This window comes from Streptomyces anulatus, from assembly GCF_000721175.1.
In the GTDB taxonomy this organism is placed as follows: Bacteria; Actinomycetota; Actinomycetes; order Streptomycetales; family Streptomycetaceae; genus Streptomyces; species Streptomyces anulatus_C.
The window spans coordinates 212620-227018 of sequence record NZ_JOEZ01000008.1 but is presented as its reverse complement, the minus strand read 5'-3'; the positions used below and the strand labels follow the sequence as shown (position 1 = coordinate 227018).

Here is a 14399-nt window from a genome sequence, read left to right as displayed (position 1 = left end):
AGCGGCACAGCCACTCCCACCAGGACCGCTCCCAAGCAAACCACTACAACCGAGCAGGCGGCGGGCCAACATGATCACGATCTACGGCTGGAGTACTAGTCGAGGGCACTGTCATCCGCGACTGGGACTTGACGCCCGAAACTGAGGCGCTTTTCCCTTACAATGGTGAGCTTTCCGCGGATCTGAGTGAACCTGTGGTTGCCCATCTTCTATGGTTGTTGCGATCCGAACTTCGGGAACGGCGGGAACCAGGCGGCACACATGAGGAAGTCGGTCTCACTTGGTACGAGTGGAGCCGATGGCACCCCGAGCGGTACACGATCCCTCTTGGAATTGCGTTCGCTTTTGTGGCCACACATAACCACTTCGTGCTGGATCGGGGTGGGAAGGTGTTCAACCGTTCCGCGCCGGTGATCAAGTTGCCGGAGGGGGCCAGCGAGGAGCGGCACCTGGAGTTGCTGGGGGTGCTGAACTCTTCGGTGGCCTGCTTCTGGTTGAAGCAGGTGAGCCATGACAAAGGAAGCCAGTCAGGCACCGGCGGATTCATGCACGACGAATGGGAGCGCTTTTTCGAGTTCACTGGAACCAAGCTTCAGGAATTCCCTCTCCCCGTCACGCTTCCGCTCACCCTTGGTCGTGAACTCGACAGGCTTGCCCGAAAACTCGCTGATTATGAGCCCTCCGCGCTCTCGGCTACGCCCACCCGCGGCGCGCTCGATGAAGCCCGTGCAGCTCAGGAGAAGATCCGGTCCCGCATGTTCGCCCTTCAGGAAGAGTTGGACTGGACCGTATACGGGGCATACGGCCTACTCACACCGTCGGAGGTCACGCGGACCGTTCTTTCCGGAGATCCTTCCGAGCTGAGTGCCAGCGACGTACCGCAACTCGCACTCGGCCAGCGCTCCTTCGAAATCGCGCTGGCTCGCAGGGTACGTGATGAGGAAGCCGAGACCGTCTGGTTCGGACGGCACGAGTCCACTCCGGTCTGCGATATCCCTGAGGAGTGGCCCGAGTCCTACAAGAAAGTCGTACAGACCCGCCTCGATCTCATCGAGTCCAACAAGGACATCCGCCTCATCGAGCGCCCCGAGTACAAGCGCCGCTGGTCCATTGAGCCGTGGGAGAAGCGGGAGGCCGCAGCTCTGCGCGCCTGGTTGCTGGATGCCGCTGAGCGCGAGGACCTGTGGTTCGAGGAGCGCAACGAGTTCACCGCGCCCCGCCCCCTCACCGTGAACCAGCTCGCCGACGCCCTCCGCCACGACGAGGACGTCCAGGCCGTCGCGACCCTCTACGCAGAGGACCACCTCGGCAAGCGGGACGCCTCCCTGGCGACCGTCCTCGCAGCGATCATCGAGCCCGAGCACGTCCCGTACCTCAGTGTCCTGCGCTACAAGGAGACCGGTCTCCGCAAGCGCGAACAGTGGGAGCACGTCTGGGAGCAGCAGCGCGAAGAAGACCGCACCGGGAAGCGGCTCGACATCAAGGTCCCGCCGAAGTACACGGGTGCCGACTTCGTCAAGCAGTCCTACTGGTCGAACCGCGGCAAGCTCGATGTGCCCAAGGAGCGGTTCATCTCCTACCCGGGCGCGTCCACCGACAACGACTCGTCGCTCCTCCTCGGCTGGGCCGGCTGGAACCACCGGGAGCAGGCCGAGGTCCTGGCCAACCTCGTCCACGATCGCGCGGAGAGGGACGGCTGGCCAAAGGACGACGCCCGCTTCGTCCCGCTCCTGGCCGGGCTCCAGGAGGCCATGCCCTGGGTGCACCAGTGGTACGACGAGTTCGACGATGAGTGGGACGGCAACCCCGCCGAGGAGTTCCAGAGCGCGCTCAACCTCGGCCGCACCGAGCGCCACCTGTCGGAGTCCGACCTGCGCGCCTGGCGCCCCGAGAAGAAGCGGGGCGGCCGCAAGAAGGCCGCCGAGTAGGCGTACGTACGGATGCGGGTGGAGCCAAATTCCGGCTCCACCCGCATCCGATGCGCGGTCCTCCGTACGTCAGCCGCGCGCAGCCATCCGTACGAACGTCGTCCACTGGACAGCCCCGACGCTCAGGATCGGTCCACCGGACTGCTTCGAGTCGCGAATGTGGACGGACGTGTCTGCGGCCGCCACCTCCACGCAATCCCCGCCGTTGCCGGCGCTGTAGCTGCTCTTGAACCAAGCCAGCTCGCTTGTGCGCGACGCGGGTCCTTGTGTGCTCATTGCTCTCCCAACAGCCTCTCGATGAAGGCCAGCGACTCCCTCGGCGTGAGTGCTTGGGCCCGGAGTACGCCGTAGGTCGATTCGAAGGCGCCGACCTTCTTCGGTTCCGAGTGCAGTGCGCTTTCGTCCTGCACCTCCATGTAGGCCATCCTGCGCTGATCTCCGATGTGGAGCAACGTGAACGCCCCCGCCAGCCCGGCGTGTTCTTCACGGCTGGTCGGCATGACCTGAATCTCAATGTTCCGCTCGTGCCCGTACAAGAGGAGCTGCTCCAACTGGCCGCGTAAGACGGCTTGTCCGCCGAGGGGCCTGCGGAGGACGGTCTCCTCGATGACGAAGCTCAGGAGTGGTGCAGGCCGTCGGGAGAAGAGCTTCTGACGTTCCATGCGCGCTGACACACGCTGCTCGACGATGTCGGCGTCCAGAAGCGGGCGCCACATCTCGAAGACTGCTCGCGCGTATTCCTCCGTCTGCAACAGACCCTTGACCACGTGGCTGTCGTACGCGTGCAGCTGTGTAGCCTCCGCCTCCAACCGCGCGTACTGCCGGAAGAACGACGGATACCGCGCCCGCTCCACCTCCCCCTTCATCGCGACGAGCACACCCCGCCCGCCCACGACCCGGTCCACCGCTTCCACCATCTCGGGCTTGGGGATGCGCCGCCCCTGTTCGACGGAGGCGATGTGCGCCTCGCCGTACCCGACGCTCGCCCCCAACTCCGCCTGCGTGAGCCCCGCGGCCTCGCGCAGCAGCTTGACCTGACGGCCGAAGCAGCGCAGGAAGCCGCCTCCCGGATCTGCGGAATTCTCGACGGCACCGGCCACCGCAACGTCCATGCTCCCTCGCTCCCTCGGTCGGCATGCAGTGGCAGCAGGTTAGGACGGGGCGGGGCGGCAGGAAGTGAATCCGTATGAATGTCCGTCATGTGAGTGACGTACGGCAGCCGCCCAGGAGTTACGAGGACGCCTTGCCCACCAGGCTGTCCGGCCGACCCGTGATGCGCCCCTGGTCGCGCAGGCGGTACAGGTCGCCCGCCAGGGCCGACTTCGCGCCGGGCGTGCCCGGGGTCCAGCCGAAGAAAGCGGACGGCGTCCGCCACGACCTCGCCGTAGGGGCGGCGGGCTCGTCGTGGACCGGGCCGGCGAGGGCGGTCCCGGTCCACCGCCCTGCGCTGCTCGCCCGGCACGCCACGCCCGTACAGCCCCGCCAGTCGCGTCCCCGACCCCGACAGGACCAGGCCGTACGGGCGTTACCCCTGGTGAGGGGGGTGCGCGTCGCGAGAGCCTCGGCGCATGACGATCCCCGGCCTCACCGCGCCGCACCCCGGCGACACCTTCGAACTCCGCTTCTCCGCCACCCCGCGCGGAGCCCGCCTCGCCCGGCGACTGGCCTCGCACCGGGTGCACGAGTGGGGTCACCGCTACAAATCCGAGGTGAACGACACGGTGAGCCTGGTCGTCGGCGAGCTGGCCGCCAACGCGGTCACGCACGGGCTGGTGCCGGGCCGGGACGTGCTGCTCCGGCTGATCCGGGAAGCAGGAGGGCGGCTGCGGGTGGAGGTCAGCGACACCCGGGGCGAGCGGCTGCCGACCTCGCCCACCGGCCTGCCCGCCGACGCGGAGACGGGACGCGGGCTGGTCCTGGTCGCGGCGCTCGCCGAGGAGTGGGGCGTCGTGGCGCGCGAGGGAGCGCCCGGCAAGACCGTGTGGGCGGTCCTGGAGACCGCTCCCGGGTGACCCCGGACGCTTGTGCCGTACTCAGTGGCTCTGGTCGCCCGCATACCGAAAGTGCCCCACCCCACCCATCGGCAATCCCCTCAGCCCGTCCTCGTCCCCGGACGAGAGCTGGCAGGATGGAGGGGTTGTGCGGCGGTACGGAACGGGTGACCGGTCGGCTCCGCCGAGTACCCGGCTGGGGTGGCCGGGGCCGGACGTACGGGGAGCCAGGAGCGGCTGATGGCCAGGGGCAGCAACATCGCGCTGAGGGACGTCCTCGACATCAAGGAGGACGTCCACGCCGGCGACTTCAAGGTCGAGCTGTCGCAGGGCTTCACCGGCTCCTCGGCCGGCTCGGTCGAGGAGTACGTCGTCACCCCGCAGCTGCGGGAGCAGTTCGAGACGGCGCTGAAGCTGATCCGCAGCGCCGTGAAGAAGAACAGCTCGCACGCCGCCTACCTGCACGGTTCGTTCGGCGCGGGCAAGAGCCACTTCCTCACCGTGCTGCACGCCGTGCTCAACGGGGAGCCCGCCACCCGGCAGAAGCCCCGGCTGCGCGAAGTGGTCGCCGAGCACGACGAGTGGCTGCGCGGCAAGAAGTTCCTCATGGTGCCCTACCACCTGGTCGGCGCCGCCAACCTGGAATCGGCGCTGCTCGGCGGGTACGCGAAGACCGTGCGCGACCGGCATCCCGACGCACCCACACCCCTGGTCTTCAAGGCGGACTCCCTGCTGTCCGACGCCCGGAACCTGCGGGCCTCCCTCGGGGACGAGGCGTTCGTACGGCTGCTGCCCACCGCCGGAGCGGCGCCCGAACCCGTGGTGGACGAGGACGGGCTGGCCGTGATCGGCGCCGTCGCCGACACCCCGTGGACCGGCGCCGAGCTCGATGCCGCCTTCGCCGCACCCGACGGGGACGAACGGCGTAAGCGGCTGGTGTCCGCCCTGGTCAGCGGCCCCATGAAGGCGTACGCGGACAGTATCCGGGGAGACGCGGCGGCCTATCTGTCCCTGGACGACGGGCTCAGCGCCATCAGCGTCCACGCCCGGTCGCTCGGCTACGACGGCGTGGTGCTCTTCCTGGACGAGCTGATCCTGTGGCTGCAGGCCCGCATGCAGCAGCGGACCTTCGTCAACGACGAGATCCAGAAACTGGTCAAGCTGATCGAGTCCAGCAACCCCGACCGGCCGGTGCCGATCATCTCCTTCATCTCCCGCCAGCGTGACCTCTCCCAGCTCGTCGGCTCCGACATCCTCGGCTCCGACGTGCAGAACATGGAGCACGCGCTGGAATACCTGCAGGAGCGCTTCACCGTCGTCGACCTGGAGGACCGCAACCTCCCGGAGATCATCAAGGAGCGGGTGCTCAAACCCAGGCCCGGGCAGCAGGGAGTGCTGGACGCCGCCTTCGCGGGTGTCGACCGGTTCAGCCCGCTGGTCAAGGACGTCCTGCTGGACGACGGCGGCGCCACCCAGGCCGGATGGGACGACTTCCGTACCGTCTACCCGCTCTCGCCCGCCCTGCTGAACGTGCTCGTCGCGCTGTCCGGTGCGCTCCAGCGCGAACGCACCGGCCTCAAGCTCGTCCAGCAGCTCCTGGAGAAGAACGCCGGTGCCGAACTCGGGCAGCTGATCCCGCTCGGCGACCTGTGGGACGTCCTGATCGACGGGACCGGGGCCGCGTTCACCGACAAGCTGAAACACGAGTCCGAGGCCGCCCAGCGCTTCCACGCCAAGGCCCGCGCCCACCTGCTGGAGAAGTACGGCCGGGAGGACCACCCGGACTTCCTCGCCGACGACCGCTTCGTCAAGACCCTGCTGCTGGCCGCGCTCGCCCCCGACGTGCCCGCGCTGCGCCGGCTCACCGGGGCCCGGCTCGCGGCCCTCAACCACGGCTCCGTACGGTCGCGGACCGTGCCCGTCGGGCAGAAGGTCATCGACCGGATGCGGGCCCTCCAGGGCGAATACCCCACCGAGCTGCGCGCCGAGGGCGACACCGACCCCGTCTTCTCCCTCCACCTGTCCGACCTGGACGTCGAGCCCCTGCTCGACGCCGCCGCCGGGGAGGACAAGGCGGGCGTGCGACGCGTCTGGCTGCGGGACAGGCTGTGGGAGGAGCTCGGCGTGAAGGAAGGCCAGCTCGTCCCGGAGAAGGAGATCATCTGGCGGGGCACCCGGCGCACCGCCGAGTTCGTGTTCGGCAACGTACGCGACCCGCGCGACCTGTCGGACGAGCAGTTCACGCCGGCCACCCCGGGCAACATCCGTTTCGTCATCGACTACCCGTTCGACGACGCCGGGAAGTTCCCCACCGACGACTACCAGCGCGTGACCGAGCTCAGCAGGAACGGCCACACCGCGGCCACCCTCGTCTGGCTGACCGACTTCTTCTCCGAGCAGCGCAAGGCCCAGCTCGGCCGGCTGATGCGGATCAACTTCCTGCTGGAACGCGACCGGCTCGCCGACTACACGCGCAACTACCCGCCGGACGACCGGGCGAAGGCCCGCCGCCAGCTGGAGGTCGGCCGCGAGACCCTCACCCGCACGCTCACCGCCTCGCTCGGCGAGGTGTACGGCATCACGGAGGTCAAGGACGGCACCAGGGCGGCGGAGGTGGTCGACGGCCGCCATGTGCTCTCCCTGCAACCGGAGTTCCCACGCGTCCAGCCGGAGGGCGGCAAACCGTTCGCCGACAACGCGCTGTTCCTCGCCGACCACCTGTTCGGCGCCCTGTACCCGAAACACCCCGACTTCGGGCCCGACACCGGCGGCCGGCGCAAGGCCGTCACCGCCGGCGAACTGCGGACCACCCTGGAGTGGATCACCCGGGCCATGGACGAGGGCGGCCGGGTGGAGGTCGACAGCCACCAGCTGAAGACCGTCAAGCGCGTCGTGGAACCCCTGGAGCTCGGCACCGTCCACGACGGCCCGCTCGTGCTGCGCGCCGACTGGCGCACCCGGATCAACCAGGCCGCCGCCCAGCACCAGGAGCGCGGAGACCTCGCCGCCGAGGACATCCGCGGCTGGATCACCAAGGACCTCGGCTACGCCGGCCTCGACAAACAGACCACCAACCTCCTGATCGCCGCGTACGCCCTGCTCGACGACCGCGCCTGGGTCTACCACTCCGGACCCGAGACCGCCGCCCCCGAGCTCGCGGCGATCGGTCCCGGCTGGGCGCTGCGCTCGCAGCCGCTGCCCAGCGAAGAGGAGTACGCGCGCGCCCGGGACCGCGCCGGGCGCCTCTTCGGCGCCCGCGCCAAGCCCGCCCTGTTCGCCCGGAACATCAACAAGCTCGCCGAGGACGTCCGGGACAAGGTCGCGGAGTACGAGAAGAGCGTGGTGGGCGTACGCGCCTCACTGGACCGGCACGCGGCCCTGCTGGGTCTCGACGGTCCCGACGGCGGGACCCCCGCACCCCGCACGGCGATGCTGCGCGAGGCCGCCGGACTGCTCGCCCGAATCGGACGCCACGGCAGCGACGCGACCGCACTCGTACGGGAACTGGCCGGCGCCTCCTACGAGAGCCCGGACCGGGACCTGGCCACCACCATGAGCACAGCCGCCGACGTCCTCCGCATCCTGGACGACGACGCCGTATGGCGGGTGCTGAAGAACGTCAGGCTGTTGGGCGACCGTGACGACAGCCTGGGCGACCGGGCCCGCCGGCTGCTCGCACAGGTCGCCGAGACCGCCCGCGCCTCCGAGTTCGAACGCTCGCTGGTGCCCGTGCTCGGCGGGGTCCGGGAGACCGGGATGGCGATCGTGGAGGCGGCCCTCAACGTGGACGCGGTGGCTCCTCAGCCGCCGGTCCAGCCGCCGGCGCCCGCCCCGGGGCCGGAACAGATCCCCCTGTCGCGGCACGGGAACCCCCCGGTGCCCTCCGAACCCGTACGCCGGCCCGAGCAGGAACCGCAGGCGGCACGAGGGCCGGCGGACGGCAGCCCGCAGTCCGCCCGGCGGGTCATCGCCTCCGGGACCTCCCCCCTGGAATCGCGGCTCAGCGACGAACTCGACGCCGTACGCGGGGAGATCGAACGCTTCCGCGCCGCGCACCCGCACACCCCGGTGGAAGTCATCTGGCGTGCGGTGCGGGACGACGAGGACCGCACGGAAGGGGCCGGCTGATGGCGGCCCGCCCCGCCGCGGGCCGGCGCGCCATCGAAGTACTCCTGGAGACCGAACTCCCGCACGCCGACGGGTCGCGGCTGGTGCTGGTCGACGCGACCTACGACGGAGGCGACCAGGACACCGCGTTCACCGTCCGTATCAACGGCCGGAACCGCAGCGTCCGCATCACCGAGCAGCACTCCCCGCTGGGCATCGCCGACGCCTGGCAGCGCCACCGGGCCCAGGAGGACCCGGGCGGCGACAGCGTCCTCGTCGTCACCGGCGCCGTCCCCGCCGACCAGCTCGGCTGGGACCTGCGCGCCCACGCCGTGCGACGGCGCCCCCTCGCCGTCGACCCCGCCGACATCGTCAAGCAGCTCTTCGGCGCCACCGACCTCGACGCCCGCATGCTCAAGGAGACCTGGCTCCTGGACGCACTGCTGGCAGCCGAACCCGTGGACGGCTGGCCACGCGGCGGGACCGTCCTCACCCGCGACCGCGCCGTGCGGGCCCTGCTCGCCGCCCGGCTCGGACTCGGTGACACCACCGCCGACACCCTCGACCTCGACGCGGACACCCTCTTCGCCTGGACACGGACCCCGGCGGGCCCCGCCCTCTTCGCCGCACTGCCCGCCGCCGAGCGGACCGGCCTCAGCGAATGGCTGGCACGGGCCGTCGGCCCCGCCGCACCCACCCTGCTCGCCCTGGCCGCGGACAACCGGGGCGCCGACGCGCTGCCCCTGGGCGCACTCGCGTCCGCCGCACTCTCCGCACAGTCGGCGGAGGCCGCCGGCTTCGCACTCGGCACCCTCTTCGGCTCCGCCCTCGCCTCCTTCGACGCGCTACGGCCCTTCGCCGACGCCGCCACCGGTGTCGTCACCCGCTGGGTCGCCCAGGCAGAAGGCAGCGGCCAGCAGCGCACCGAGACCCGCGCACGTGTCCTCGCCGTACTCGACCGGGCCGACCAGCTCGCCGCCGACGCCCGGCTCAGCCCGCTGATCGGCGCCGACCGGATGCTCCCCTCCGGCTACCGCAGCCGGCTCCGCACCCTCACAGCCACCCTCGACGGCCCCCTCGCACCCGCCGAAGCCGCCCTGCGCGAACTGGCCGAACACCAACTGTCCGCGCTGAACGCCGAATCCACCGAGACGGCCCGCACCGCCGTACGCCTCGTGCGGTGGCTGAACGCCCCGAAGCCGGCGGCCGACTCGGTCGCCCAGGCCGTACAGGAACACATCTCCTCATCCGGCTGGGCCGACATGGCCCTCGGAGTCCTCTCCGAAGGCGACACCTCACGGGACACCGCCGTCGGCGAGGCCTACCACCAGCTGATAGGGGCGGTCCGCGCGCGTCGGACGCGGCTCGACGAGGACTTCGCCCGCAAGCTCGCGCTCTGGACGGAAACCGCCTCCCCCCAGGCACCGGGCGGTGCCCTGCTCATCGAGGACGTCCTCGCCGAAGCCGCCGCGCCGCTCGCACGCGAAGGGGGCAGGCCGCTGATCCTCGTCCTCGACGGCATGAGCGCCGACGTCGCCGTCCAGCTCGCCGCCGAGCTGGACCGGCGCGTGTGGACCGAGGTGGTGCCCAAACCCCGGCCCGGCAGGGAGCCCGCACGCCGGGCCGCCGTATCCATGCTGCCCTCCCTCACCACGATCAGCAGGGCGTCACTGCTCTGCGGGCAGTCGGCCCAGGGCGGGCAGAGCGTGGAACGCGCCGGGTTCGCCGCCTTCTGGCGCAAACGCCACCGGGGCGCGCACCTCTTCCACAAGGGCGGCTACGAAGGACCACCCGGTCACCGTCTGGCCCCCGAACTGCTGGACACCCTCGCATCCGACGACATCGTCGCCGTCGTCGTCAACACCATCGACGACGCGCTGGCCGACGGCCGCGAGGGAGCACGCGGCCGGTGGAGCATCGGTGACATCGCCAAGCTGTCCGACCTGATGAACGCGGCCCGTGACTACGGCCGACCCGTCGTCCTCGTCTCCGACCACGGCCACGTCCTGGACCGCACCCCGCGCGGCCACCAGCAGACCGAAGCCGAAGGAGTGGGCGGCGCCCGCTGGCACACCGGCGCACCCAGGCACGGAGAGGTCGCGCTGGCCGGACCCCGCGTCCTGGCGGGAAGCGGACGGATCACCGCTGCCTGGCGGGAGGACCTGCGCTACACCGGCCGGCAGGCCGGCTACCACGGCGGTGCCTCCCTCGCCGAGGTCACCGTTCCCGTGATCACCCTCGTGCCGTCCGCCGAACTGATCCCGCCGGGCTGGACCCTGCTGCCCGCGGAACGCACCGCACCGGACTGGTGGCAGGGCAGGGGCGGGGCCGACGCGACCGCGCCCGCTCCCGCCACCACCGGCGGGCCCGTGGCCAAGCCGCGCAGGAAGAAGCCGGAGCAGGACCAGCAGAGCGAAGGCATCTTCATGCTGCCCGGCCGGGGCACCCCCGGCGAACAAGCCGTACAGTCCGCCCCGTACAAGGCACAGCGGGAGTTTGTCCGCCTCGCCCCGAGCGAGAAGGCCGTCGCCGCCGTCCTCGACGCCCTGCTCGCAGCGGGCGGAAAGCTGTCCCCGGGCGCGGTGGCCGCCGCAGCCCAGGCCGCCACCGGGAAGTCGCAGCGCAACCCGGAGCGCTTCGCGACCGTCCTGGAACGCCTTCTCAACATCGACGGCTATCCCGTGCTCCAGCTCATCGAATCAGGGCGCACCGTCCAGCTCGACAAGTCCCTGCTCCAGCAGCAGTTCCTCGGGGGTGCCGCATGACCACCGGGGGCTCGGAGATCAGCACGGCACGCCGGCGCGACGTGATCGACGCCCTGCGGCGCGGGACGGTGCCCCAGTCCGGGCTCGGACTGTTCGCCGTAGGCCTGAACCGCTTCGAAGCCACTCTCGACGACGACCTGGCCACCGTCGCTCGCGGCGGTTCCGCCTTCCACGCCCTGCGCGGCGAGTACGGCTCGGGCAAGACCTTCTTCGCCCGTTGGCTCGCCGAACGCGCCAAGCGGCACGGTCTCGCCGTCAGCGAAGTGCAGATCTCCGAGACCGAGACACCGCTGCACCGGCTGGAGACCGTCTATCGCAGGCTCACCGAACGCCTCACCACCGCCACCCACCAGCCCTCCGCCCTCCGGCCGGTGATCGACTCCTGGTTCTACGCACTGGAGGAAGAAGCCCTCGACAAAGGTGACATCCCCGAGGACGACGAGGACGCTCTGGCCGAGGCCGTCGACGAACTTCTGGAGCGCCGCCTCGCCGATGTCGCCCGCACCACGCCTGCCTTCTCTGCCGCGCTGCGTGGCTACCGCCAGGCCGTCGCCGCGGGCGACGGCGCCCGGGCCGAGGCACTCATCGCCTGGCTCGGCGGCCAGAAGTCCGTGGCCGCGTCGGCGAAGCGCGCCGCGGGTATCCGGGGCGACCTCGACCACTTCGGCGCCCTCGCCTTTCTCCAGGGGCTTCTCACCGTCCTGCGTGACTGCGGACACCCCGGCCTCCTCCTCGTACTCGACGAAGTCGAGACCCTGCAACGGGTGCGCGGCGACGTACGCGAGAAATCCCTCAACGCGCTCCGGCAGCTCCTCGACGAGATCGACGCCGGACGCTTCCCCGGCCTGTTCCTCATCATCACCGGCACCCCCGCCTTCTACGACGGTCAGCAAGGCGTCCAGCGCCTCGCGCCCCTCGCTCAGCGGCTCGCCACGGACTTCACCACCGCTCCCCGCTTCGACTCCCCGCGTGCCGTCCAACTGCGCCTGGCGGGCTTCGACCTGGATTCGCTGGCCGAACTGGGCGCCAACGTGCGCGACGTCTACGCAGGGGCGGCTCGTCACCCCGAACGGCTGGCCGCGTGTGTCGACGACGCCTACCTCAGGGAACTGGCTCGTGCGGTCACCGGGTCGCTCGGCGGGAAGGTCGGTATCGCCCCTCGCCTGTACCTGCGCAAACTCGTCGCCGACGTGATGGACAGGGTCGACGAGTTCGCGGACTTCGATCCACGCGCCCACTACGCCCTCACGCTGAGCAGTTCCGAGCTGAACGAGACCGAACGCAGCGCGGCCACCGGCGCGGGAGACATCGAACTGGATCTGCCATGACGGAACCGGTCGACCCTTTCGATCACCTCGACCCCGTTCTCGGCCACCACATCGTCAACACCCTCGGCTGGCGCTCCCTGCGTGCCCTGCAGGAAGAGGCCATCGAACCGCTCCTCAACGGCGAGGACGCGGTGCTGCTGGCACCCACCGCAGGCGGAAAGACCGAAGCCGCAGCCTTTCCGCTGCTCACCCGTATGAACCGGCGCGGCTGGAAGGGCACCAGCGTGCTCTACGTGTGCCCGCTCAAGGCCCTGCTCAACAACCTCCACCCCCGCCTGGAGACGTACGCGGGCTGGCTGGGCCGCACGGCCTCGCTCTGGCACGGCGACATCACCACCGGCAAACGGCGCCGCATCCTCGCGCAGCGCCCGGACATCCTCCTCACCACTCCCGAGTCGCTGGAGTCGATGCTGGTCAGCACGCATGTCGACCACCAGGCCTTCTTCTCGGGGCTGAACGCCGTCGTGGTCGACGAGGTGCACGCCTTCGCGGGTGACGACCGGGGCTGGCACCTGCTGGCCGTACTGGAGCGCCTCAGCCGTGTCGTCGGTCACCCCCTCCAGCGGGTCGGCCTGTCCGCGACGGTCGGCAACCCCGACGAACTGCTGGCGTGGCTCCAGGGCTCCGGACACGGCCGCCGTCCTGCCCGGGTCGTCGCGCCCCACCTTCGTGAACAACCGGCGGACGGAGCGGCCCTCCTCGTACCGCCCCCCGGCGACATCGAAGTCGACTACGTCGGATCCGTCGCGAACGCCGCCACCGTCATCGCGGCCCTGCACCGAGGCGAGAAGCGGCTGGTCTTCTGCGAGAGCCGCCGCACCGTCGAGGAGCTGGGCGAGCAGCTGCGGCTCAAGGGCGTGACGACATTCCTGTCCCACGCCTCGCTCTCCGTGGACGAGCGGCGGCGTGCCGAAACCGCGTTCGCCGAAGCCCGGGACTGCGTGATCGTCTCCACCAGTACGCTGGAACTGGGCATCGACGTCGGAGACCTGGACCGCGTCATCCAGCTCGACGCGCCGTCGACCGTCGCCTCGTTCCTCCAGCGTCTCGGGCGTACCGGCCGCCGCCCCGGCACCACACGCAACTGCCTCTTCCTCGCGCTCGACGCAGACGGTCTGCTCTCCGCGGCCGCGCTCCTTCTGCAGTGGTCCCGCGGCTGGGTGGAAACCGTCGTCGCTCCTCCCGAGCCACGCCACCTGGTCGCCCAGCAGCTCCTGGCCCTGTGCCTGCAGGAGCACCGGGTGGGCGAGAACCTGTGGCAGGAATGGTGGGGCGGCATCGGGCCCTTCGGGCCGGGAGCGGCCCCCGTAGTACGCCACCTGGTGGACCAGGGCTATCTGGACCAGGACGGCGGACTGCTGTTCGTCGGGCCGGAGGCCGAACGCCGCTACGGACATCGCCACTTCATGAACCTGACTGCGGTTTTCACCGCCCCGCCGGAGTTCACCGTCCTCAACGGCCGCACAGAGATCGGCCGCACCGACCCCGACCTGCTCACCGAAGAGATCGAGGGCCCGCGCAGACTACTGCTCGCGGGCCGCAACTGGCTGGTGACGTACATCGACTGGAGCCGCAAGCGCTGCTTCGTGGAACCGGCCGACGAGGGAGGGCGGGCTCGGTGGAACGGTTTCGGCGCGGAGCGCATCCGCTCGTTCACTCTCGCCCGGGCCGCTCGGGACATCCTCCTCAGCGAGGACCCGCCAGTACGCCTGACCAAGAGGGCCACGGCCCAGCTCGCCGAGGCGCGGGAAACGTACCTGCACAGCGTCCACCCCGGAGGGACGGTCGTCATCCGGCACACCGACGGCGACATCCGTTGGTGGACCTGGGCCGGCCACCGCGCCAACGCCACCTTGGCCGCCTCGATGGCCTCCGTCGTGGCCCCGCGTCGGCGTGTCAACGATCAGTGGATCAAGCTACGCGACGACCTCACTCGGGAAGGCTGGCGGACCGCCCTCTCCGATACCGGGACGGGCTTGTGCCTGCCCGAGATCGACGGCAGGGCGGTCCGTGGCCTCAAGTTCGGTGAAACTCTCCCACCCCGACTGGCCGAAGCAACCCTCGCAGCCCGCACCGCGGACGAAGAGGGCGCTGACAAGGTCCTCACCGAGCCCGTGCGCTTCGTCACGCTCACCAGTGAGTAGTCACCGACGCTCCCCGACGCCGGAGACGCCGGCCCGCCGGGTGCGCGCGGCCGCTGTCAGCGGCCGTGACGGCGTGACCCGATCCGCGCGGTGATACCAGCCAGACGGATGACCACCCGTTCCGCCGAAAGACCGG

7 protein-coding genes and 1 pseudogene are annotated in these 14399 nt (G+C 70.5%); 6 read left to right on the top strand and 2 right to left on the bottom strand.

Annotated features, from left to right (window positions below; genetic code table 11):
• Positions 1–104: 104 nt before the first annotated feature.
• Positions 105–1928, top strand: a pseudogene (pglX, locus tag IG90_RS41795) (BREX-2 system adenine-specific DNA-methyltransferase PglX); the annotation flags it as partial.
• Between the two features lie 69 nt (positions 1929–1997).
• Here pglX and IG90_RS41790 read toward each other — a convergent pair.
• Positions 1998–2204, bottom strand: a complete 207-nt coding sequence (locus IG90_RS41790) for a DUF397 domain-containing protein (protein WP_078585435.1) — start codon at positions 2202–2204, stop codon at positions 1998–2000.
• Entirely contained in the window at positions 2201–3040 is an 840-nt protein-coding gene (locus tag IG90_RS0112005) for a helix-turn-helix domain-containing protein (RefSeq protein ID WP_030581845.1), read from the bottom strand. Before IG90_RS0112005 ends, IG90_RS41790 begins: the two co-directional genes overlap by 4 nt.
• A 456-nt stretch (positions 3041–3496) precedes the next feature.
• Here IG90_RS0112005 and IG90_RS0111995 point away from each other — a divergent pair, with 456 nt between their 5' ends.
• The 5 genes from IG90_RS0111995 to IG90_RS0111975 all read left to right on the top strand — a co-directional run bounded on the left by IG90_RS0111995 (position 3497) and on the right by IG90_RS0111975 (position 14263).
• Positions 3497–3940 carry an ATP-binding protein gene (locus IG90_RS0111995; protein WP_030581839.1) on the top strand — a complete coding sequence of 148 codons (444 nt, stop codon included), beginning with the start codon at positions 3497–3499 and terminating at the stop codon, positions 3938–3940.
• Positions 3941–4159: 219 nt separating this feature from the next.
• Complete coding sequence (locus IG90_RS0111990) at positions 4160–8047, top strand: BREX-2 system ATPase PglY family protein (protein ID WP_030581836.1); 3888 nt, start codon at positions 4160–4162, stop codon at positions 8045–8047.
• Positions 8047–10791: a BREX-2 system phosphatase PglZ gene (gene pglZ, locus IG90_RS0111985; protein ID WP_030581833.1), complete on the top strand. Its 2745-nt coding sequence runs from the start codon at positions 8047–8049 to the stop codon at positions 10789–10791. Before IG90_RS0111990 ends, pglZ begins: the two co-directional genes overlap by 1 nt.
• The gene (gene brxD / locus IG90_RS0111980) at positions 10788–12119 is read left to right on the top strand and encodes a BREX system ATP-binding protein BrxD (RefSeq protein WP_030581830.1); all 1332 of its coding nucleotides are present in this window, start codon (positions 10788–10790) and stop codon (positions 12117–12119) included. The genes pglZ and brxD overlap by 4 nt, the downstream gene beginning before the upstream one ends.
• On the top strand, positions 12116–14263 hold the full coding sequence (locus tag IG90_RS0111975) for a DEAD/DEAH box helicase (RefSeq protein ID WP_030581828.1): 2148 nt from the start codon (positions 12116–12118) through the stop codon (positions 14261–14263). Before brxD ends, IG90_RS0111975 begins: the two co-directional genes overlap by 4 nt.
• The last annotated feature ends 136 nt before the right edge of the window (positions 14264–14399 follow it).